This window comes from Leptospira yanagawae serovar Saopaulo str. Sao Paulo = ATCC 700523 (genome assembly GCF_000332475.2).
Lineage (GTDB): Bacteria > Spirochaetota > Leptospiria > Leptospirales > Leptospiraceae > Leptospira_A > Leptospira_A yanagawae.
Window position 1 is genome coordinate 111,824 of sequence record NZ_AOGX02000008.1, and the last position, 22,259, is coordinate 134,082.

Below are 22,259 nucleotides of genomic sequence, written 5' to 3' on the forward strand. Positions count from 1 at the left end.
GGATGGAAATGTTTTGGTTTAAAATTTATATCGATATTTCTTTTTTTTGGTGTGCCCACCGCCAGTAGGCGTACGCAAATAAAGCAAGTACTGTCGTGATGAGAAATTGTGTTAAATGAACAACCGTCGCATACACGAGTCCTTCTCCCGGATCCCTTCCTAAAATGATAAAACCAGAAATGATGGCAGCATGGAAAACTCCAATCCCAGAAGGAGCAGAAGGGATCGCCACACCCATTCCTCCGAGGAACATAAAGAGTAAAGCTTCCGGAAATCGAATCGGCATTCCGATGAGCATCCCGGCCAAATAATACGAAACAGCGTAACCTAAAACCCATGTAGGTAAGGAATAAGCCAAAGGTTTCACCAATTTATCACCTTGTAAAAATTCCGAGAATTCGATTAAGTGGTGGTCGAGTTTGGTTTCATACAATGCTTTTTTGCCGACAATTGAAAACGTTTTCATAAGGAGTGTCCGCAGTACTGGTAAAAAATACTTAACTAGCACAAGACCAACTAACATTCCGACGATGACTAAACTAGAAATTAGGAGTAAACTTAGGTTTTTGGATTGCCCAAGGCCCATATAAAATAGGGCTGTAGCTCCAATCACAACAACAGCTCCTAAATCCATTACTTTCTCCAAAAAAATTCGGCTTAACAAATGAGTAAGAGGTAAATCCGAATCTCGTTTGTTCATGAGAAGGCGAACCAAATCGCCACCTCTCGCTGGGAGAACCATATTTAATCCCACACCAATGATGGCTGTCGAAAAGGATTGTGTGAACGTGATTTTTTTCTCTAGGAGATGGAACCAACGGAAGGAAAAGGGTACAAAGGCCCAAAGGTTTGACAAAATGAGTAAGGGAAAAATCCACCAATTGATTTTGCCTTCCAAACGTTGGAATTCAGTGAGATCAAAATTTTTCTGCAAAAAATAAATGGCAACGCCAGATACGATGATTCCAAATAATAACTTTTTCATGTGATTAACCTGGTGGCCATACCATATGCCTTCCACCTAACAGGTGAAAGTGTAGATGCCCAACTGTTTGCCCTCCATAATTTCCGCAATTGTTCACAACCCGATATCCTTTCTCCATAATTCCATTTTTTTCTGCAAGTTTTGGAATCACTTGAAAGATTTCACTCGTTACTTTTGGATCTAGGTTTCCAATTTCATTCATACTGGATATATGTTGTTTCGGTATAATGAGTAAGTGGATGGGTGCTTGAGGGGTGATGTCATGGAATACAAAAATAGAATCCGATTCGTATTCTTTTTTTGCAGGTATCTCCCCTCGAATGATTTTACAAAAGATACAATTTTCCATATCAAACCTTCTTATTTGCAAAGACTAGGGATGCGGCTCCCAATGTTCCAGAAAGATTCCGGCCTTTTCCAAGTTTTAATCGTTCGTTGAGAACCGAAAATATATTGGAACGAATTTCGTTTTCTAAAAGTTCTCCAAACAAATCATAGGAGTTTGTGATCCCTCCGACAAATACTACTGCTTCTGGATTCAAAAGATGGATGGCTCCGCGAACGGCATGTGCTAAAGCTAAGGTACCAAAATGGAGGATTTCTTTTGCAATTTTGTTTTCTGTTCTTACGAGTTGGAAAAAGGATTCTGCATCGGTGAGTTTTGTATTCGTAGTTTCAAAATAGCGATTGAGAAACCCTTTGGTAGAAAAATAACTTTCTACACAACCTTTCGCTCCACATCCGCAGAGTGCACCTCCGATAACAGATGTTGTGTGGCCAATCTCAATCCCGTTACCTAAAAAACCTGTATATAATTCACCTTGTTTGACAAACCCACCACCCACACCTGTTCCTAACGTGAGGATGAGTTGGGATTCGCAACCTTTGTAAGTTCCGAAATAGGCTTCACCAAGTGCTGCACAGTTGGCATCATTTTCATAATATACAGGTAAAGAAAATTCCTTTTCTAACGTTTGTTTGATTGGAACATTTTGTAATCCCTGCATGTTTGCACTTTTTAGTAACGTACCAGTTTCATTATTGAGAGGCCCAGGTGATCCAACTCCAATCCCAATACAATCTTTTGCCAGTGGGCGGATGGTTTCCGTTAATGTTTTTAAAAACAAATCATTGTCTAAGTGGTCAGGAGTTTTGGATAGGTTTGATTTTTGTTCGTTTCCTGTTCCATCAAAAAGAGAAACTCGGATACTCCCACCACCAATATCAACGCCGATCGCATGTTTCAAAACCTCACTCTCCCTTGATTACTTGTTCGAACCTTCCGTTTTTCATTTCATAAACGGTTTGGGCATCAAAGGCAAGTTTCATATCGTGAGTGACAAGGATGATGGAATGGTTTCGTTTATTGTATTCGTTTAGTAACAATTGTACTAAATAACTATTTTCTGGATCCAAATCCCCAGAAGGTTCATCGGCAAAAAGAATGGCAGGATCATTGATAAGAGACCTTGCGATCGCGGCTTTTTGGATTTGTCCACCTGATAAGGTCCTTGGCAAAGAATTTTGGATGTCTCCCAATTTCAAATGTTCGATGAGGTAATCACATTTTCGGAGATAATCATCATTTGAAAACTTTTTCGTAAAAAGGGCAGGGAGGAGGATATTTTCTTTGATCGTCAAGTTACCCACAAGTTCCGAAAACTGGAAAACGAGTCCAAGGTCTCTTGCACGGATCTCCGCTAACTCTTGTTTGGAAATTTGAGAGAGTTTGATTTGGTCGTACAAAATGTCCCCTTCTGTCGGTGATAACATCCCTGTTAACATCGAAAGCAGGGTGGTTTTCCCTGATCCAGAAGGCCCAATGATGGCCACATAATCCCCTTGGTTCACATCAAAGCTTACCGAACTCACGGCTTCTTCTTTTCCAAAACGTTTGGTGAGGTTATGGACCCGAAGTAACATTATTTCTGCCTCCGAATGGACTTGTAGGGGTCCATAAAGGTGCTAATCCCAACCGTTGGGAACGAAACAAGGATTCCTAAAAACACATAAAGCACCAAACAGGTGAAAACGGATTTTAATTCTCCGACGATACCAAAATCAGGTGGCGGGGGTAAAAAACTCAAATTGATCAAAATCGAAAAGAGAAAACTAGGTAAAAATAGGAAAAATAAGGACAAAGAATGGAGGAGTATACAGCCCATTCGGTTCCCACCCACTGCCATCATGACACCGATATCTCCGAGTGCGTGCAGGCAGTGGAAGAAAAATAAAGTCATGAGTGCAAAGCTTGTGGCGTAAAAAAGAATCTGAGGAGACTTGTCAAAGGAAACGATACTAGTAAGAGACACTCCCGCATACAAATGGAAGTGGATCCGTACCGCAAGTACGAGGAAAGTAAAAACAAGGGTTCCCACAAGGCCATAGGCCAAGGAATAGAGACGATCTCTTGTGAGAAGTCGAAGAGCAAACGAAATGTAGGTGAGTTGTATCACTTCCAGGACAGAATTGACGTAAGACTCTTTTTTACCAACCAAAATAGGAATTTAGGAAGGATTCGAATTTGGCATTTTTTATCTTTGTTGGAGCCGCTGTGATTATGCTTGGCTTTCTTTTGACCTTTGTCATTGGTCAAAGGCGGGATAGTTATGCAAAAGCCTTAAGTCTTGCGACTTTAGGGAATTTTCTAGATGCACGGGCCCTTGTACGGGAAAAATTGGAAGAAGACCACCAAAACCCGTATGGTCATTATGTGATGGCAAAAATTTATGCCATGGAAAATGACCCCTTAAACGAAGCCAAACACCTCGAAATCATCAAAAAAAACAATCGTTACAATAAGGAAATTGATCCTGTCACGGTTTCGAACCGCATTGCTGAGATTTATTATAACAAAGATTTTTTTGAAGAGGCATTTTTCCATTACCTCGACACCCTCCAAACAGACCGTTCCAATCCCATTGCTTGTATCCGATTGGGGTTTATGGCACTCGGACAAAAAGAATTCAAGATTGCGGACCATTTTTTTTCCCGGATCCCAGAAGAAAAAATAAATCTCACATCGTTTTACATTGCCAAAGGTGTCATCTCTGGGGTCACAGGTGGGGGTAAGGAAAGAGAGTATTTTGAAAAAGCTTATAAACTCGAAAAAACTCCTGTCTCTGGATTTTTGTATGCCCTTTCTCTTTCCAGGGAAAACAAACACAAAGAAGCAGTGAAAACTGCCATTGCCATCAGTGAACAAATCGATGACGAGTTTGTCAGGTTTACATTATTCCAGTTCCTTATGACAGAAGCTATCCTCATGCAAAATTTCCCAGAGGCCTTGAAGTATGGAAGGTTATGCCTTGAGATGGCAAAACTGAATGCATGGCAAAGTGAAATCACAGAGTGTAGCATCCATTTTGCGATGATCACAACTTATATGGGTAGGTATGAAGAAGGAGCGGAATATCTAATCGAAGCAGAAGCGGAACGATTGGATGATCCTGATGTGATTGCCCTCGCGAATTTAAAATACCGATTGGAACGGGGAACGGGAACCGTTGAATCGTTGACCCATGAATATGATCTAACTCGTGAATTGAATTTATTATCTGTGAATATATTCCCTAATTCTCGTTATTTTGAGTTAAGTGGGATGCGTTCATCGAAACCATTTAACATCAAGGGAATGGTAGATGAAAATGGGAAAAAACTAACATCCAAATTGGATATGCTAGGCTTAGATAAATTTGAAAAATTTATCAGTTTACCTGGAACCAATTTTAAAAACCAAGCTACACGAATGGTGATGAGCCTTGGATACCGAGTGACAAAAGAAATTTCAAATCCTGAAGCCGACGGAGTCAATTTACTTGCGTCTTCCAAGGAAGATGTGAACAAACGTGCTTTGTTTCGGGTGCGAAAGTGGAAGGATGCCAAAGTATCGGATGTATTTTTACGAGAGATGACAAACCAAATGGAAGACTTAGGTGCCACCAAAGGGTATGTCATCGGCAATTTTGATGTCACAGAAGCAGGGAAAAAAATCATCTCCGCTAGTAATGGTGCTCTTGAAATGTATTCAGGGGATTTGTTTGAGGATCTCCTCAATAAAACAATGTAATGTGCATTCAATTCCAAAACATAGTTTCCGTCTGTATTCATCATTTGTTTCGCAGTTTTTGTTTGAAACGGATTATTTTTTTCCTTATATTTAGCCTCTCTTTTGGATGTGCAAATTCCAAACACGTAGAAAGCCCTGTTTCCATTCCTTCTTCAAAAGAAGTTCATTCGAAAGACATAACAAACCAAAATTCTAAAACCCAGTGCCCATTTCCGGTGTTATTGGGTGCTACTTATGGCAAAGGAATTTCCAATTTTGACAAAACCATGATTTTGTTTGTGACCAAACAATTGTTACTGGATTTGTGTGAGGGGCACTTACAACATTTGTTATCCTTTGTTGAAAAAGAGACAGGTTTATTTGTCGATGCAAAAGGGTATTGGACCGTTCAGGAAGTAGAAGAGGATTTAAGAGACCCTGATGGATACTTTGCCTTGTATTATTTTAACCAAACGAAACTAAACCAAAAAAAAGGAAGTAGTGGGAATTTAACCATCCGCGATGTATTTGTTCAGGCTGAAACTGTGGTTTTGGATTTTTATATTGGATCGAGTGAAGAGGTTGAAATAAAATTCAGATTTCCAAAAGATCCGAAATTAGAACGTTATCTCATCAATCCAAATTTTATCAAAATCAAAAACACCTGGTATTTACACCGTATGTTTTAATCATTTGGTTCCGGTGATCACTTGTTTTACGATATCAGAAGCACTGAGGCCCGGATGGTTTTTCTTTGCATCTGATACTTGTTTGGTGGCAGTTTTTTCATCAAAACCCAATTGGATAAGAGCAAGTGTTGCCAAATCGTTTTCCCGATCAACGATGTTGGCTTCAGTATTACCTTCGTTTAAAAAGATTTCGAATTTTTTAAGGTTTTGTTTGATCTCAAAAAGAATTTTTTCTGAAGTTTTCCCTTTGACTTTGGGAATTTTTTCTAAGGTTTTTTTATCATCTGCTTTGGCAATTTGGTACAAATCATCTGCTTGGAAAAAGGATAAAATTTTTAGAGCTGTGAGTTCTCCGATTCCATGCAGAGATTTGATAAGTTCGAATAATTCTCTATCTTTTTTTTGTGCAAAACCAAACAATCGTTGTGCGCGGTCTGTAATGGAGTGGTAGGTATGGATAAAAATTTCTTGTCCAAGTTTATCTTTACACTCTAAATGGAGGGGAAAGGGAATCATCACTTCATAACCCACACCAGATACTTCAACTACAAGGCGATCAATTTCTAATTGGAGTAATTTCCCACGTAAACTAGCTATCATAAAAACTTCTTCTATCCTATTGTAAGGGGGGAAGATTTATGACTACTCTTCTTTTTTTTTAAAGAATCCTCTCCAAGTTTGATCAATTGTCAAAAGGTTACTTGTAATTTTTAAAAACTGGCGTTAAAAACAGATGTTGTGAAACGGATTCGAAAATCAAAAAATCCTGCCCTGGCCCAGTATCTCACCTTGGCGGATTTATTCAAAAATCTCCCACATTCGGTTCTACGGGAAATGATGGACCATACCGTAAGAGAATTTTTAAAAGGGGGAGAGGTCTTATTTTTAGAAAATTCCGTTGGGAATGATTTGTATATCTTGGCCGCAGGGAAACTTCGGTATGAAAAACGAAGTGCGGATGGAAGTTTACGAGACAGTGGTGAATTCAAACGACTTGATATCATTGGTGAACTGAGTTTGTTCACCGGTGAAAAGCGGTCTGCAACGGTAAAAGCTGTACGCGATTCGGAACTCATCCGAGTACCAAGAGAAGTGGCACTATCCATTTTAATCAAATACCCAGAAAGTCTTTTACAGATCACAAAAATCATAGCAGAAAGACTTGCGCATGCAAAAACAGATTCGAAACCATTTGTGCCACAAGCAAAAACATTTTCTCTATTGTCATCTCTTCCTGAAAAAACTATTTTAGATGTGGTCCATTACTTAGGTCTTGTTTTTTTACGTTATGGTTCTTTTTATGTTGTCGACGAATCCATGTTTAACGAACGATTAAAAGAGCTAGATAAATTAGAAGAAGCAGGCAGAGAGCCATGGATCATTCGATTTTTCACACAAATTGAAGCAGAATATGATTATATCTTTTATATTTTAAAAGATGGAAATAATATCAGCTCCTTTGCCGAAAGAGCTCTCCGCCAATCCGATAGTTTTGTTTACATCAAAGATGCAGGTGAAACACCAAGTTGTATCGAATTAGAAGCATTTATCGACAAACGTAAGTTTAATGACAGAAAACATGTTTTGGTTTTAATCCAACCAGACAGAAATTCGGTGATCACAGGTACCATCAGACATTTAGAAAAACGAAGGTACGAACGCCATTTCCATGTCCATATGGACCGAATGGATACCTGGGAACGTTTGGGAAGGGGTTTACTTGGAAAATCCATTGGACTTGCCCTCGGAGGAGGTGCAGCAAAAGGGTTTGCTCATTTGGGAGTATTAAAGGCCTTAGAAGAAAATTCAATTCCCATTGATATGGTTTCTGGGACGAGTGCCGGTGCAATTTTTTCTGCTCTCATTGCGATGGGAGAATCAAGTGAAGCAAGTAAAGCTAAAGCGAAAGAATTTTGGGTAACAAGAGACTTGTTGAATGAATACACAATACCCGTTTTATCACTCACAACCGGTCGTAAGTACACAGAAGCCATCCGAGAGTTTTTTGGTGAGATCCAAATTGAAGATTTATGGATTCCTTATTTTGCGATTGCAACCGACTTATCCCATTCAGAAATCTTAGTCCAAGAAAGAGGAAGTTTGTGGAAAGCCATTCGAGCAAGTACTTCAATCCCTGGAGTGGTTCCTCCTTTTATCAATGAAGGCATTGTGTATGTAGATGGTGGAGTACTCGACAATGTGCCTGGCATTGCTTTAAAAGAACGCGGAGTTGGAAAGGTGATCTCAGTTGATGTGTTTGGTGATATTTACCCAGACCAAGACCGTGAACTTTGTGATTATTTTGATCCGAATCGGCCTGGAGTCATGACCAATCCATTCTTTCAGATGACAAACCTTATCAATTTCCAAGATTTGATGAAACCAAAATTCCCTCCTATTGGCGATATCATCATTCGTTCCATTTTGGCATCTAGCAGGGAAAGGATCCGCCAAACAGAAAAAATCTCAGATTTATTTTTGCAAATTCCAACGAATAATTTTGGATTACTCGACTGGTTTGCTTATGAACGATTGATAGAACTAGGATACATTTCCTCGGTTGAGAAAATCAAAATGAACCGCGAGAAATTCATAAATCCTTCTTTACAATGAAGGATTCTCAGTCTACTCATTGGATCATGTTTTCAGAATTTTCTTTCCATCTGACAAACCGATTGTTTTTCCTTTTGGTTTTTCTTTTTCCATTTCTTTTGCACTCTCAAAACTTAGAAAGTTTACTCAAATCAGGATACAACAAACAAGAAACCTTACTCATTCGAAATGAAATCCGTAAAAAATTAGGAGACCGGGCCAATCAAAAACAAATCCAAGATACCATAGAATCCCTTCGTGTATGGGCAGTATTTGAATCCATGCCTCCTGATGAGTTTGCTTTAGAAGTGGAACGATTTGTTATTTTACAAGACCACGGATATGAATGGGAAGAAGTAGAAGATTTGATTCCCTATTTCATTACCGCAAAACCAACGAAGTCAGAAATCCCATTCCTCGGAAAATTTTATCGTGAGATGACGGTAAGCCAAGTCCCCGAAGAAGAGGTATTCAAATTTTTCCAATTGGCAAAAAAGAAACGTTGGACAGGTGATACCATTTTTGTCGCAGGAAGGATGTATGTATTTCTTCGAAAACTAGAGCCTAATTCTGATTTGGTGTTTGTTCGTTTGGAAAAAATATTACCAAATAAAGTAATGGGTTTAAATCCTGAAAAACAAAAAAAACTTTTAATGGAGATCAAAGCTGGTGCCAAAGGTTCGCAGGAGGATGCAAAATGGAATGTGGTGCTCGAAGATACTTTATCCATCTTAAATAGCAAAAACTCCATTTCTGATTTTAAAGTTTCAAACCGTCGAACAGAGATCATTTGGAATGAAGAAGGGAATTGGATCACAAAGGAAAGACCAAAACTGGATCCCAGTTTGATTTTTATGGAAGAACAAACAAGTTTGGACATCCCACCAGAAAAACATGAATCCAAACGAAAACTTGTGGATCCAGTGGGAAGGCAATGGATTGGAACACCATACCTTTATGGTGGATATTCCAAAAGAGGCATTGATTGTTCAGGTCTCACCAAGTCCATCCTTACAGATGCCAAAATTGGAATGAAGGATAAGGCCATCCCTCGTTCAGCAAGAGACCAAGCATCGATTGGAAACTTTGTTTCTCGAGAAAAACAGCAGATTGGCAATTTAGTCTTTTTTTCTGCTTCTCCCAATACAAAAAAAATCACTCATGTAGGTCTTGTCTTAGATAATGGAAATTTTATCCATGCATCCACAAGCCGAGGGGTTGTCATTCAATCACTCAATGAAAAATGGTGGAAAGAACGTTACGTAACCGGACGAGATATTTTTGTAAGCGGTAAATAAAATGGCAAAAAAGAAAGCTTTAGTATTGTCAGGTGGTGGGGCAAGAGGTGCCTACCAAGCAGGAGTATTACGGTATTTAGAAGAAATTGATTGGAAACCAGACATCATTTGTGGCACTTCTGTTGGTGCAATCAATGCATGTGCCATTGGTTCTGGTATGGATTCCAAACAATTAACTGATTTATGGTTACAGTTAAACCAAAAACATATCATGCGTTATTCGATATGGAATATGATCAAAGGTTTTTTTCGTAGGAAATATTACCCCCTAGTCGAAACATATCCCCTTAAAAAATTCATACACGAACATTTGGATTTTACTAAGTTAAACCAAACGAAAACAAAAGTGATCATCTCTGCTGTCAATATTCTCAGTTCAGAACTTCGGTTTTTTGAAAATCCTAAACTGCAAATCGAACATATCCTTGCTTCTTCCGCAATCCCCATGATATTTCCTTGGCAATTGATTGAGGGGGAACCGTATTGGGATGGAGGAGTGATGGCAAATACTCCTATTTTACCGGCACTCACTCATGAGGCATCTGATATTGTTGTGGTTCTACTTTCGCCCGTTGGTAGTTCAACGATTATGCAAACTCCAGTGACCAAAGACGAAGCATTGGAACGGTTATTTGAACTCTATTTGTTAGGATCATATCGTAGTGTGGAACAAGGATTGGAGTATAGGAAATCTGTCATGGATGGGTTAACATCCATTGAGAATTTTTTCTTGAGTTTGCGTACTCAATTTACAAAAGCAAAAATTTCAGTGATTGCGCCGAAACAAATGTTAGGTCTTGGCAGTATTTTGAATTTTAAGAAAGAACAAGCGGAAACTCTTTTGGCACAAGGGTATGCCGACGCAAAAGAGTTTTTTGAAACGAAGTCCAAATCTAAGAAGTGATTTAGTTTCTGGAACTCACCATTATATAAATCGAATGAGCACTGTATTCAAAAGATTGGGCTAGTGAATTAGGATCAATTCTGGAATTGCCATACCCGAGTTCGCGGATATAAGTGACGGAAACTGAAGATTTTGATGTTACCCAAGAAAATCCTAAACTCAAACCCCGATTCCGTGAGTATTCGTTTCTTGGGTTGGTTCCAGACCTTGCCACCTTATAAATGACACTTGTATCCCCAGAGGATTGGGAAACTTGGTTTCCAATTGTATTTTGTAAGTATAAATCCACAGCTGATTCTGTCCATGAGATTGGTTTTGTGTTGGGTTCGTTGGTATAAATTCCACCTAGCACAGCAAAGGTGTCAGCTAGGTAATATTCCATTCCTGCGGCAAAATTGGTAGTGGAATAACGGGTGAGTTCTCTTACTTCAGTGTCATTGATTGTATAGGTGACCCGCCTTCCGAAAGTGCTAATTTCATTTTGGTTCCTTCTTACTTTATAACCAGAAGTATGGATCACATCAAAGGATGCGAGAAATCTTGCTGTTGGAAAAAAGGCCACACCAAATCGCATTTCCGATGTTTGAGGGATGGATGTGATGAGTTTTGGTTTTTGAGTGAGGACACCTTGTTCGATGGAGGAGGCACTTTCCCCCGTACCTTCAATGAAATCAATGGCTGATGTTCCAGGCCTTCTTGTGGAATCAGCATACACTTCATTGTACAACCTATCCCCACCTGTAACAAAAATCCTACGGTAACTCATTCCCAGTGATACTTTTGGGTTGGGTTGGTATTGGATGCCAAGGACTGGCATAATGCCAGTTGTTTTTCTGTTATCGACATAGGACCGCATCACATAACTCAAATCCGAAAACTGTTGGAATTGGGTCCTAGAAGCTTCCTTGGTATCATTCATGTAATAAAGTGTAGCACCAAGTGAGAGTTTGTCGTTTACAAGATATGCTAAACTTGGTCCAACAAGGAGTTGGTTGTATCGTTCTTTTGTATAATTCCTAGTGGAATTGATTGAAGGAGAAACAAGTGGGTAATTTACTTGGTCTACTCGATTGTAAGAATAATTATATGTATTTACGATTGAAAATGCAAATTTCCATCTGTCAAAGTTTTTAAGAAGTCCAATAAAATTCGGATCAAATCCTTGGTGTGTTTGGTTGTACCTTTGTCCAGGTGTGTCAATATTGATATAACTTCGTTTTACATCTTTAAAGTTACTGGCAGATATGGAAATTCCATCATTATGGGTGAACCCAAGTCCTGCTGGATTGTAATACGCTCCTGATGGGTCATCAGCTATAGCGGTAAAAGCACCAGCAAGACCAGCTGCTCTTTCACCATAAAACCCATGTAAGTTGTGAAACGGTTCGGAAGCAAAAAGAGAAAACGGAAGACTGATCAAAACAGGTAAAAATGACAATTGAAGGAAAAACCAAATGATAGTTTTTGATTGTTTGAAACTTTTTGGGTTCTGGCAGGGTTTTTTTAACATAAGATTTTATATACTTTTCGTGAAGGTTTGTAGATGTTGATTGTTCATATTTGACATATAAGTTCTTGGGACGATATTGTTGATGAATGTATTCTTCTAAAATTATTTAAAGTTGATATATCGAATTTGTGATTGTAGTATCGTCATAAACTTCGTTTCCATTTGCATCAACGCTATAGCGCCATATGACTGCAGTTGGGATTTGATCCGCAGTTCCGTAAAAATCTATATAATAAACTGGACCACCACTGTTGACATTATTATAAAATTCACCCCAACCAATGTATTCATCAGGGAAGTCATTTGGGTTTACTCCAGCTGGCATAATGACAAAAGCATCGTATTCATCAAAGGCTCCTACACCGATGCCTCCGTTTGGAAGAGGAGTCATAGTAAAATCTACGTAAACATCCCATTCAAATGTATATTCCGTTTCAATGAAATCTCCGTAGATTTCGGGTTCTGCATAACCTAATTCTTCGTAAACATTATAATATGGTGAATTTTCATAATAATCTACTGCAAAGTATACGATATTCCCTTCTGAGTCATATGCTTCTGCCATGTAGTATTCATAGTCTTCCGCATTATCGATGTACTCCGTGAGTACATAACCACCGAAATCATTGGTTCTTCCTTTTACGGAAGTGGTAATTTTATTACCGGCGACATCATCATAAACATTGCTATAATTGAGAGTCACACAATTGTTCGCATTGGCATTTGTATCGTTCGCACATTCTTCAAAGGTAAATCTGGTAGTTGATTTATCTGTATTGCCCGAACCAGATGTAACTTGTTTGATATTGAGGATGGCTTTGTCTTTTTTTCCTTCTTGGGTGATATAGGTGATTGAGGCATCTACACTAAGCGAGATACCAAATACCTTCAAAGAACGACTGATGGAACTAAATACTTTTGATTTGTCGTTTTTGAACTTGATGCTCTTTTGGAATTTGTTATTAGCGGGGCAAGGTTGCGGTGTGCCAAGTGCATCCGCAAAAGAATACTCCACCTCAATATCATATTCATTATTACTTAAGTTTCGGTACACCATGGCTGGAGTTGGCACAGCTTGTCCAATGAAGGGTAACAAACCTTCGTTTTGCAAACTAACAAGTTCCCCTCTTGCTTCTTCAGCACTGAGTCCAAGCCTTTCAATCCCTTCTAAAAATTCGTCTTCCATCGCTTGTGTGATGCGCACAGTGGAAGTGCCTCCAGGGATACAAACTCCAGGACTTGCTTTTGCAATTGAATAGGATCCACTGATGAGTACTAAATCTTTTTTGGAGTCTCGTAAGATTTCCGCAACAATCCCCGTTCCTTCGGTTAAAAAGTTTTGTCCAGTAAAACCATAGTCCAAAGTGTCCTGTGCTATTCCTTTATTTGAAAAAGCAATTTTTGATGATTTGTTTTTTGTTTGTAAACTGGCACCAATTCCAGTGAAGCCGTTGTCGCTAGGCAAAGGGCTTCCGATTTTACAAAGACAGCTGCTGCTAGAGGACTCTCCGAAACACAAAAAATGCGAGTAAGGGGAGAAGGGGATTTGTATGACTTCGAATCATTGCGTTGGCTTGAGTCTGTTCCCTTAACGATCGAATCAAATGCAACCAAACAAAACCAAAATAAGGATCGGGAAACGAATTTAATTCCCAACCAAAATAGTAATCAAAATTTATCAGTGTTAGGTGAGACGAAAGCGGAAGTGAAACTGGGTCGTTCCCTTGCAGCCAGGTTATTAAAACGGTATTCATTGGTTCGTGATTTAGAACTCACACGTTATCTCAATTCTATTGCCACAAAACTTGGTTCTGTTTCTTCAAGGAAGGATTTGGAATTTCGTGTTGGTGTGATTGAATCGAATGAAATCTATGCGTTTTCTTGTCCCGGTGGTTATTTATTTTTAACAACTGGTAGTTTAAAAAAAATCCAAACGGAAGCTGAACTTGCAGGGATCATTGCCCATGAGATGGGTCACGTGATTTTGTTTCATAATGGAGAATTCACGGAATCTAATGTATTTATAGACATTCTGTCTGGACTATTAACTCCACCTGGGAGTGAAGTCGTAAATACTGCAATGGCTACAGCGATTGGAGAAATGGAAAAACAATTTTTTGAGACTGGCCGTGATGCCAAAGTTGAATTGGAAGCAGATGAAGCGGCAGTTGGACTTGTTTCACAAGTTGGGTATTCTCCTTTGGGATTGTCAATTTATTTGAATGTTATGTCAAAAGCAGAAGGTGCTGATCTCTTAAAAAAAACACACCCTGAAACCTCGACAAGGATCGCAAAACTAGTGTTTATTGAATCTACCGTATCCATTGATAGTGCCCCACTTGTCGTGGACAGGTGGAGTGAATTTAAGAATAGAATCCCAAAATGATGAAAAACAAAATTTACATCCCATTCGTACTTATGGTAGTGATCCCTGCGATTCTCACGACCTTCATTTCATTTTTTCGGTTATCAACAACACTAGATCGAAAACTATCTGAAGCTTTTTTTCATATCTTACCTTCCCATCATTTTTTTTCAAAAGACATTGTCATCATCGATATCGATGAACTGAGCATTGCAAAATATGCAGACCATCCGGAATTGGGGCAGTGGCCATGGAAACGACATATATATCCAACATTAATTAGTTATACGAAATTACTCACACCACCCAAAATCACAATCATCGATATCATGTTTACCGAAAGATCTGATTACGATGATGCAATTGTAACAGCAAACGAGAGTTTGGGGGGAATTTCACATGCAGCAAACTTCCGAGATGGTGGGATTGTGATTCCTAGACAAGGCATTGATGAAATCAGTAAAAAATTTCATGTCAATTTAGAAACAAAACTTACATTTCCCAAATATGAAAATGCATCGTTTCCTATCGGAAACATAGGAGAAACGGCACCTATGATCCATGTGGTAAATGTAAGGGCAGATAGTGATGGTATCTTAAGGAGATTTTCTCCTGTGGTTATGTGGAATGGTTTGTATTTTCCTACCCTTGCCTTACAAGCGTTTGCCTTAGGAGAACCTTACCAAATTCAGACGATGGATTCCAATCTCGTTTTAACAAAGGAAAATTCGAAACGTGTACTCCCTTTAGGAAAAGATGGGATGGTCCGGGCCTATTTTTATACGGAAGAGGAATTACGGAATATCCCACGTTACTCTGCTGCTGGAATGATTGAATCCTTGGAAAAATTAAATTCTGGGGAAATTGAAGATCCCAATGAATTACTTGTCCCACCTAGTTTATTTGAGAACAAAATTGTTTTGATTGGTACATCCGCTGCTGCGACCCATGATGATGTAGTGACTCCTCACGGATTGTTTCCGGGAGTCATAGCCCAAGCAGTTTTTGCTTCGAATTTAACAGAAGGCCATTTGTTAAAAGAATTACCAGAATCATATGGTATCACGTTTACTATTTTGGTTTTATTTATCGGAGTATTAATCCTTTTTATCAACCAATGGCATCTTTTAAAGAATTTATATCCGATCATCGCCATATCTATGTTTGTTGGATTATTTTATTTTTTATACAGAATGGATTATGTGATCTCCACCTATTCTTTTGTATTGGGATTTCCCATTTCCTATTTACTTGGATTTGCATACTTAACCTACACAGAAGGTAAGGAAAAACGAAAGTTCAATCATATCTTACGAAACTTAGTAGACCCCGGTGTTGTCAGTGTAGCTCTTGAAAATATGGATTCTCTCAAAAAAGGTGGAGAGTGGGAGATCACTGCATTTTTTTCAGATGTGGCCGGTTTTTCTTCGATCAGTGAAGAATTAAGCGCAACAGATCTTGCTAAACTACTAAATGAATACTTATCGGCGATGACACATGTTTTAAAATCCAACTCGGGAACTTTGGATAAATACATAGGTGATGCAATTATAGGTATTTTTGGTGCACCCATCCAATATAAGGATCATCCGAAAATGGCATGTAAATCTGCATTGGAGATGGTATCTGAACTCGAAACACTTCGATCAAAATGGAATCAAAATAATGAATATACCCCTCTCGCACGTGCTATGGTTTTTCGGATAGGAATTAACTGTGGTTTGGCGAAAGTAGGATTTATGGGAACTGATAGTTTGGCTTCTTATACCATGATGGGTGATAGTGTAAATTTAGCAGCAAGGTTAGAGGCCGCAGCAAAGGATTATGGAGTATCCATTTTAGCTTCTGAAAACATCGAATCTGTTTGCAAAGATGAATTCCATTTTCGATTTTTGGATTGGATCCGTGTAAAAGGAAAAGAAGCACCCGTCAAAATTTATAGTTTAGAATCATTACAAAAAGATGTAACAGATGTGATGAGGCAAGCAGAACGAGAGTATGAATTGGGATTTGAAATGTATTTGGCTCGTAATTGGGAAACGGCCATCCAACATTTTCAGAATGTTTCTAAAATATACCAAAAAGATGATGTGAGCAGTCAATTACTGATCAAACGTTGCCAAAGTCTTTTCCAAAACCCACCACCTGTCGATTGGAATGGTGTTTATACACGTACTTCTAAATAATACTATACACTAATATCTTTTTTTTTCACTGTCCAGATAAGGATTTTGTAGAATGGATGAAGCGAAAGTAAAAGCCATATGTTGGCGGTTGACAATAGGTTTAGAATTACTTACAGCGGTGCTTGCTGTTCCTACCGCTGTGTTATTTATCATTATCGGTGGTATGTATTCATTCGATAAGTCATTGTTAGTTGTTTTAGGTGCGACAATCGCGCTGTTCACTTCCTATATTGTTCCAACAGTTCGTTTTTTTCGTTTAAAAACACTGTTACGAAAAACAATTCCAGACTTTTTCCAACATTTAAATTTAAACGAAAAACAAAAAATCAAATTACAACTACTTGAGTTTCCAAAAATGAATTCTTTGTATTTTTTAGTACAATGGTCTTTTGGGATTCCATTGGCGGCCTTTGTTACCTTTCAATTTTTTTCACCCACTCTTGTAGAATACCTACCTTATGCGATTTTGCCGATACTGATTTATCCAGTATTGGGTGTGTCTCATTTTTTTCTCACTGAGCTTTTGGTTTCAGAAGTATTGGTAATGAAAGAACTAAAAGATTTGCCTTTGGAAGCGCATACAATTCCTAAAGTTGGAATTTATGCACGAATTTTTTTTACTATGTCTGCTGTGTTTAGTATGACTTTAACTGCATTGGGTTACCTATTGGTTGCGGAAGTCACCAAGTTCATTCAATTACAAAATGCGGAACTCACATTGCTCCTTATGGCAGCATTTATTACGGTGAACATTTTTGTCTTAACATCCCTTTTTGTTAAGGCAATGAAGTTTAACACCATCCAAATGGCCACTCGGTATAAAGAATTGGCAAGTGGTGATTTACGCGAGTCCGTTCCAATCATTTCGACAGATGAGTTGGGGCATGGATCCATTTCTTTAAATTCATTTATCTTAAACATTCGTAAAATCACTTCTGTTGTCATAGAAGGATCAGATAAGGTGAACGCAGATGCGAAAATAATCGCAACGCAAACACAAGGTTTAACACAAGCGATGATGGACCAGGCATCTTCTTCGGAAGAAATGTCTGCCGGTGTGGAAGAAATGTCTGCAAGCATTCGTTCTACTGCTTTTGGAGCCAAAAAACAAAATGATATCACAATTGAAGCAAAAGATTTAGTTCTCAAAATGGAGTCTTCCATTGTATCCATTCATGATTTAATGAGTTTAACTGAGAATGAAACCAAACAAATGGAAGAGGAAACAAAACTAGGGCAAAAAGCATTGTTGTCTACCCTTGCTGCCATGTCTGAAATTGAATCAAGTGTTGATCATACTTCGAATGTCATCCAAGTGATCGGTGAAATTTCAGATAAAATAGGACTATTATCACTCAATGCTGCAATTGAAGCTGCGAGGGCAGGGGATGCGGGACGCGGTTTTGCAGTGGTCGCAAGCGAAATTTCCAAACTTGGTGAACAAACACTTTCCAATACAAAACGAATTTTGGAAGCAGTGTCCAAAGCATCTACTTCTACGAAATCTGGAAGACTTGCGGTTTCCAATACTGAAAAAACATTTCAACAAATTGGAAATTCTGTTCACACCACAATCGACCTAATCAAACAATCCACTGAAATGACAAAAAAACAATTGGAGCTAATCGAAAATGTAAAGAAGAGTTTTGAAAAATTAACGATTTCAGCTATGGAAATTGAACAAAATACAAATGAACAAGCAAGTACTTCGGAAGAACTTGCAAAAAGTATCGCAAGTATAACAGAAGGAACTGAATATTTAAATCAGTTTGTCAGTGATATCGATAAACTTTGTGCTGCTTTGTCTGGAAAGGCATCTAACTTAAGACAAACGATAGATTTTTTTAAGATTTAAGTTTCTAAATTAAATTGTAGTAAGAGATTAAAAAAAAAGAGCGATATACGTTGTGGTTTTTTATTTGCAATATCACCAATTCTGGTGAGGTAATCAAAAATAAAATTGTTAAAAAATTATTTACATTCATAGAATATTTGTGCAAAACTTTTTTAAAAAGTGTAGTCCAAATGAAACCAAACCAAAGTTATCTATATCTCCTTCTATTTTTTTGTATCAATTGCATAACCTTTTATGAAAAAATTCCGAATCCATCCAAACAGATCATTGATTTAAAACCGAAAACCTCGTTATCCTCTGCCTCTCAGAAATCATTTTTTTATGAAAATTCTTTTTCGTTACAACCTGGCCAAAAGATTGGAAGTTTGTTGTACGATCCGAATTCGGATTTTTTCAAAATTGGAATTGAAGAAAAAAGAAAGTATAAAAGCAACAATTCGCCATTTTTATGTTTATTGAGTATTTTAACGATCACACTGATTCCATGCTATTATGACGCGGTAGAGACAGTTCGTTTATCCGTTACAAGTCCTTATTTTTTCGATAAACGGAAGCCCATTGAACAAGACATTCGTAAAAGAGAATATGCTTGGTTGCCTTTGATTTTGATTAGTCCTTTTTTTGGAGATAAGTCACCAGAAGATGGCAATCGACTCGCATTAGAAGAAGCTGAAGGTAAATTATCTAAAGAATATGATACGATGTTGTCTGAAATCGATGTAACAAAAAAGAAGTTAAAACCATTAATTGAAAATCCTCAAAAATACTCTGTCATTTTGAATGATTTTGCAACGATTGATTTTTATGCTCAAAAAAATAATTTTAGTTTTGGAACCGGAAAAGATGTCATCATTCAAATATTCAATAACTCATTTAAGACAATGACAAAAATAAAATACCATTTAACCTCTACAAATAGTTTAACAAAGAGTCCAAACGATGTTTATGAAATTGTAGAAAACGAAGAAATTGTTTTTCCAGCGAGTTTTAGCAAAAATATTTTATTTGCCAATCGAAACCCTCGACCAAATTCATTATTTCTTTTTATGGATAAAATTGAAATCGAGTGGGAAGATGGATCAAAAACAGTAATTGCAAAAAGCGAAGTAAACCAAATAAAAGTTGTGGCCTCTCCTCGTTTGATAGCAGATCTATTCAAACAAAAGTAAAAAATGTTTAGCAGTGAGTTATGATTTTGAAATTCGGTTAATTGATAAAACCTAATTTCCTGGCTCGTTCGATCAGTTGCACTCGGTTTCGAACTCTCAATTTTCGATATATCGTTTTTAGGTGAGTATTGAGTGTATTGTCGCTAATTCCTAATCTTTTGCCTGCTTCATGGATGGATAAACCAGAAGCGATTTCAAGTAAAACTTGTTTTTCACGATTTGTTAATTCAAACTCTGATTTTTCATACGGTGTGCGAAAGGAATTGATCATTCTCAAGGCAATGGTTGGCGTGATCATAGCGCCTCCATTCATAATGGTTGTGATAATATGATTTAAATCAGAGAGTTCCGATTTTAATAGATAACCAAGTGCGCCTGCTCGTAATGCTGCAAAAATAGTTTCTTCTGAATCAGCAATTGTCAGAGCGGCTGTTTTTAAATCGGGAATCTCTTCCGAAATGATTCGGATCAGTTCGATACCATCCATTTGAGGCAAACGGATATCAACAAACAATAAGTCAAGATTTGCTTTTTTGCCGTGTTTCAAGAAATCCTCAGCGGAGGACCAGGTTTCCAGCCGAATCGGAGTATTTAATTCTTTTGTTTTGACTTCAAATGAAATTTGAAATTCGAATTGATTCTCAACCAAACCAAGTTTTAACACATTATTTTTTTTCATTTTGGATCAAACTATGAATTGGGATTTGAAATTGGATGGAGTAAGTATTGTTTTCTATGAACTCGGAAAAATTTGCATTCATTGATTGAAGTCTTTTTTGAATCGATTTACTTCCTATCGAAATATCTCTGGATTGTGAAAATTTTGTTTCCACGTTCATGTTCACTTGTAAAACATGATTCTCCAAAATAAAACTCCAATTGGTAGTATTAGAACCATACTTCAAATCATTTGTTGCAATTTCGACAGTAATGGCATACAAATTTCTTTTAATTTCCTCTTCTTCAATTTTTTGGAAATTTTGACTTGTGGATTCAGTTGTATGAAATCTGAGTTTTCTATTTGCGTTGGCATACCTTCTCGTAAGATTAAGTTGCAAACCATACATATAATCCTCTGCCATAATTCGGAAATCGTCATTATCGTAGATTGTATCTCGAAAACTTTGAAAACATTTTTTAACATCAATTTTTAGTGTTTCGATCTCTTTTTCGCTCAATTGGTTATTTGGTTTTAAGTTATCAATTTTTAAACTTAAATCCGTTAACCTTGCGCCTAAATGGTCATGTAAGTCGGTGACGATTCTCTCTCTTTCATTTGATAAGGATAGTTCTAATCTAATGTTTTTCCTTTTTTGATTTAAGATTTCTGTTTCCGCTTCAGTTTTTTCCTTACGTAATTTTTCCGTATGAAGGGATAAAACATATGCTTGTGACAATAAAAATATGATAAAACCGGGTACTTCTATAAAATCGACTCCTTTTATAATATTTCTTTCAATTAAGATTTCAATCAGAACAACAACTGCAAGAAATAGAAAGAGAAGGAAAACTACTTTTGCGCCTTTGTCTCCTTTTTTGATTTCGCGAACGAGTAGTATGGATAACTCGACGACTGCCGCACCAATCAAAATATAAACGGGAATTGGAATATTAGCAAATATAATAGGAGGAGTAAAAATTACGAGTAAAGAAAGTGATATAAAGATAACATTTAAAAATTTTGAAAAAATCTTTTGTGGTTCTTTTGAATATGAGACACGGATAAAATGATAAAAGAATGGTAACAGCGCTAAAAAATTCAGAAATTCTATTTTTTGCCAATTCTCCCAGGAAATAATCGGTAATGTTTCCACTAAGTATTGTTCGTTGATAAGCAATGGTCTTAATGATAAATTCAGGCAGAAAAATCCGAAAAATAAAAAGGGTTTATCCTTTCTAAAAATTAAGAAGGCAATGATATGATAAAATCCAAGTATAAAAGCAGCGCCAGATAGGAATACGGATTCCGCAATGCCATTTTCTCTGTAACCTACTATGTCTTTGTATTCTCCGATGTGTAAGGAAGATGGTATTCCACCTCGCGGAAAATGGAAATTTGCAACTTCAATGGATAATTTGAATTCATTGGAATTTGTGTTTAGTTGTATGACATTTCGATTAAAGGATGGGATCACTTCTTCTTTTGTGTTGGCGACATGACCGCTCTTTGTTACCAATTGATCATTGATGTATACATTATAGGATGAATACATTTCCGGTATGTGTAAACCGATCAGTACATTAGGAATGTTTTTGATTCTTAATTGGTATACACCAAATCCTTCCCCTGGAAGTCCTGGATCAGTGGTCCAGAGAGAAGGCATTTCAACGAAAAGTTTTAAATCCTCTTTTATAGAGTTTAATCTTCGGTTTGGATAAAATTCCCACTCTCCATTTAAAGGAATCACACGATTATACAATTGGTTTTCTAAATCAAAAATTCCTTTTTGTGCCTGAACTGTCACTTGTGTACAATTCGAAAGGACTAAACTAAAGAATACAATGAAACGCAAAATCACAGTATTTGAATAGATAGAATCCTTTGAAACTTTGTCTAGAAATTGTTTCCTTTCAAAAAATAGAATCTCACCAATTTTGGTGAGAATTCTTTTCTCTTTTGTCACCAATACTGGCGATTGTGTTTCACAACGATTTCTG

The 22,259-nt window shown here is 37.4% G+C and carries 19 protein-coding genes and 1 pseudogene; 10 read left to right on the forward strand and 10 right to left on the reverse strand.

Annotated features, from left to right (window positions below; all coding sequences use genetic code 11):
* Positions 1-25 precede the first annotated feature (25 nt).
* Genes LEP1GSC202_RS01010 through LEP1GSC202_RS01030 form a run of 5 tightly spaced genes read right to left on the reverse strand, consistent with a single transcriptional unit; the run spans position 26 to position 3,483 of the window.
* On the reverse strand, positions 26-985 hold the full coding sequence (locus tag LEP1GSC202_RS01010; protein ID WP_015675909.1) for a lysylphosphatidylglycerol synthase transmembrane domain-containing protein: 960 nt from the start codon (positions 983-985) through the stop codon (positions 26-28).
* A gap of 4 nt (positions 986-989) precedes the next feature.
* The gene (locus LEP1GSC202_RS01015) at positions 990-1,334 is read right to left on the reverse strand and encodes a histidine triad nucleotide-binding protein (protein ID WP_015675969.1); all 345 of its coding nucleotides are present in this window, start codon (positions 1,332-1,334) and stop codon (positions 990-992) included.
* A gap of 1 nt (position 1,335) precedes the next feature.
* On the reverse strand, positions 1,336-2,232 hold the full coding sequence (locus LEP1GSC202_RS01020; RefSeq protein ID WP_015675891.1) for an ROK family protein: 897 nt from the start codon (positions 2,230-2,232) through the stop codon (positions 1,336-1,338).
* Between the two features lie 4 nt (positions 2,233-2,236).
* Positions 2,237-2,908 carry an ABC transporter ATP-binding protein gene (locus tag LEP1GSC202_RS01025; protein WP_015675730.1) on the reverse strand — a complete coding sequence of 224 codons (672 nt, stop codon included), beginning with the start codon at positions 2,906-2,908 and terminating at the stop codon, positions 2,237-2,239.
* Positions 2,908-3,483, reverse strand: coding sequence for a hypothetical protein (locus tag LEP1GSC202_RS01030; RefSeq protein WP_015675863.1), 576 nt, complete (start codon positions 3,481-3,483; stop codon positions 2,908-2,910). Before LEP1GSC202_RS01030 ends, LEP1GSC202_RS01025 begins: the two co-directional genes overlap by 1 nt.
* A 26-nt stretch (positions 3,484-3,509) precedes the next feature.
* On the opposite strand from LEP1GSC202_RS01030, the gene LEP1GSC202_RS01035 reads away from it, so the two are divergent.
* Complete coding sequence (locus LEP1GSC202_RS01035) at positions 3,510-5,054, forward strand: restriction endonuclease (protein WP_015675941.1); 1,545 nt, start codon at positions 3,510-3,512, stop codon at positions 5,052-5,054.
* Between the two features lie 62 nt (positions 5,055-5,116).
* Positions 5,117-5,722 carry a hypothetical protein gene (locus LEP1GSC202_RS01040; protein ID WP_156825322.1) on the forward strand — a complete coding sequence of 202 codons (606 nt, stop codon included), beginning with the start codon at positions 5,117-5,119 and terminating at the stop codon, positions 5,720-5,722.
* On the opposite strand, the gene ruvA is transcribed toward LEP1GSC202_RS01040, so the two are convergent.
* Positions 5,723-6,322: a Holliday junction branch migration protein RuvA gene (gene ruvA, locus LEP1GSC202_RS01045; RefSeq protein WP_015675763.1), complete on the reverse strand. Its 600-nt coding sequence runs from the start codon at positions 6,320-6,322 to the stop codon at positions 5,723-5,725. It lies immediately after the preceding gene.
* A 138-nt stretch (positions 6,323-6,460) separates the two neighbouring features.
* Between ruvA and LEP1GSC202_RS20350 the strand changes: the two genes are divergently transcribed.
* From LEP1GSC202_RS20350 to LEP1GSC202_RS01060, 3 genes are read left to right on the forward strand one after another with little or no spacing between them, the layout of a single operon-like run.
* On the forward strand, positions 6,461-8,335 hold the full coding sequence (locus LEP1GSC202_RS20350; RefSeq protein WP_015675714.1) for a patatin-like phospholipase family protein: 1,875 nt from the start codon (positions 6,461-6,463) through the stop codon (positions 8,333-8,335).
* Between the two features lie 26 nt (positions 8,336-8,361).
* The gene (locus LEP1GSC202_RS01055) at positions 8,362-9,612 is read left to right on the forward strand and encodes a C40 family peptidase (RefSeq protein WP_015675779.1); all 1,251 of its coding nucleotides are present in this window, start codon (positions 8,362-8,364) and stop codon (positions 9,610-9,612) included.
* 1 nt (position 9,613) lies between these two features.
* Positions 9,614-10,516, forward strand: coding sequence for a patatin-like phospholipase family protein (locus LEP1GSC202_RS01060; RefSeq protein WP_015675994.1), 903 nt, complete (start codon positions 9,614-9,616; stop codon positions 10,514-10,516).
* A 1-nt stretch (position 10,517) separates the two neighbouring features.
* Here the strand turns inward: LEP1GSC202_RS01060 and LEP1GSC202_RS01065 are convergent, their stop codons facing one another.
* Positions 10,518-12,026, reverse strand: coding sequence for an OmpP1/FadL family transporter (locus LEP1GSC202_RS01065; protein ID WP_015675801.1), 1,509 nt, complete (start codon positions 12,024-12,026; stop codon positions 10,518-10,520).
* Between the two features lie 106 nt (positions 12,027-12,132).
* Complete coding sequence (locus LEP1GSC202_RS01070) at positions 12,133-13,491, reverse strand: hypothetical protein (protein ID WP_015675711.1); 1,359 nt, start codon at positions 13,489-13,491, stop codon at positions 12,133-12,135.
* Between LEP1GSC202_RS01070 and LEP1GSC202_RS20455 the strand changes: the two are divergent.
* The 5 genes and pseudogenes from LEP1GSC202_RS20455 to LEP1GSC202_RS01090 all read left to right on the forward strand — a co-directional run.
* A pseudogene (locus LEP1GSC202_RS20455) lies at positions 13,459-13,618 on the forward strand (M48 family metalloprotease); the annotation flags it as partial. The gene LEP1GSC202_RS01070 and the pseudogene LEP1GSC202_RS20455 sit on opposite strands and share 33 nt — an antisense overlap.
* 113 nt (positions 13,619-13,731) lie before the next feature.
* A complete protein-coding gene (locus LEP1GSC202_RS01075; protein WP_425256007.1) occupies positions 13,732-14,412 on the forward strand; it encodes a M48 family metalloprotease in 681 nt (226 codons plus the stop codon).
* Positions 14,409-16,577, forward strand: a complete 2,169-nt coding sequence (locus LEP1GSC202_RS01080; RefSeq protein WP_015675913.1) for an adenylate/guanylate cyclase domain-containing protein — start codon at positions 14,409-14,411, stop codon at positions 16,575-16,577. Before LEP1GSC202_RS01075 ends, LEP1GSC202_RS01080 begins: the two co-directional genes overlap by 4 nt.
* Positions 16,578-16,629: 52 nt before the next feature.
* Positions 16,630-18,432 carry a methyl-accepting chemotaxis protein gene (locus LEP1GSC202_RS01085; RefSeq protein ID WP_015676004.1) on the forward strand — a complete coding sequence of 601 codons (1,803 nt, stop codon included), beginning with the start codon at positions 16,630-16,632 and terminating at the stop codon, positions 18,430-18,432.
* Between the two features lie 170 nt (positions 18,433-18,602).
* Positions 18,603-19,601, forward strand: coding sequence for a hypothetical protein (locus LEP1GSC202_RS01090; RefSeq protein WP_156825323.1), 999 nt, complete (start codon positions 18,603-18,605; stop codon positions 19,599-19,601).
* Positions 19,602-19,638: 37 nt separating this feature from the next.
* On the opposite strand, the gene LEP1GSC202_RS01095 is transcribed toward LEP1GSC202_RS01090, so the two are convergent.
* Together LEP1GSC202_RS01095 and LEP1GSC202_RS01100 are read right to left on the reverse strand one after the other, a co-directional pair.
* Entirely contained in the window at positions 19,639-20,280 is a 642-nt protein-coding gene (locus tag LEP1GSC202_RS01095) for a response regulator transcription factor (RefSeq protein WP_039927804.1), read from the reverse strand.
* A complete protein-coding gene (locus LEP1GSC202_RS01100) occupies positions 20,267-22,225 on the reverse strand; it encodes a 7TM diverse intracellular signaling domain-containing protein (protein WP_039927807.1) in 1,959 nt (652 codons plus the stop codon). The genes LEP1GSC202_RS01095 and LEP1GSC202_RS01100 overlap by 14 nt, the downstream gene beginning before the upstream one ends.
* Positions 22,226-22,259 lie beyond the last annotated feature (34 nt).

Bases quoted from the DNA above. Each gene is read 5' to 3' on its own strand.
- LEP1GSC202_RS01015 (WP_015675969.1), bottom strand. From the start codon at position 1,334: ATGGAAAATTGTATCTTTTGTAAAATCATTCGAGGGGAGATACCTGCA.
- LEP1GSC202_RS01090 (WP_156825323.1), top strand. From the start codon at position 18,603: ATGAAACCAAACCAAAGTTATCTATATCTCCTTCTATTTTTTTGTATC.
- LEP1GSC202_RS01060 (WP_015675994.1), top strand. From the start codon at position 9,614: ATGGCAAAAAAGAAAGCTTTAGTATTGTCAGGTGGTGGGGCAAGAGGT.
- LEP1GSC202_RS01025 (WP_015675730.1), bottom strand. From the start codon at position 2,908: ATGTTACTTCGGGTCCATAACCTCACCAAACGTTTTGGAAAAGAAGAA.
- LEP1GSC202_RS01055 (WP_015675779.1), top strand. From the start codon at position 8,362: ATGTTTTCAGAATTTTCTTTCCATCTGACAAACCGATTGTTTTTCCTT.
- LEP1GSC202_RS01085 (WP_015676004.1), top strand. From the start codon at position 16,630: ATGGATGAAGCGAAAGTAAAAGCCATATGTTGGCGGTTGACAATAGGT.
- LEP1GSC202_RS01095 (WP_039927804.1), bottom strand. From the start codon at position 20,280: ATGAAAAAAAATAATGTGTTAAAACTTGGTTTGGTTGAGAATCAATTC.
- LEP1GSC202_RS01080 (WP_015675913.1), top strand. From the start codon at position 14,409: ATGATGAAAAACAAAATTTACATCCCATTCGTACTTATGGTAGTGATC.
- LEP1GSC202_RS01065 (WP_015675801.1), bottom strand. From the start codon at position 12,026: ATGTTAAAAAAACCCTGCCAGAACCCAAAAAGTTTCAAACAATCAAAA.
- LEP1GSC202_RS01010 (WP_015675909.1), bottom strand. From the start codon at position 985: ATGAAAAAGTTATTATTTGGAATCATCGTATCTGGCGTTGCCATTTAT.
- ruvA (WP_015675763.1), bottom strand. From the start codon at position 6,322: ATGATAGCTAGTTTACGTGGGAAATTACTCCAATTAGAAATTGATCGC.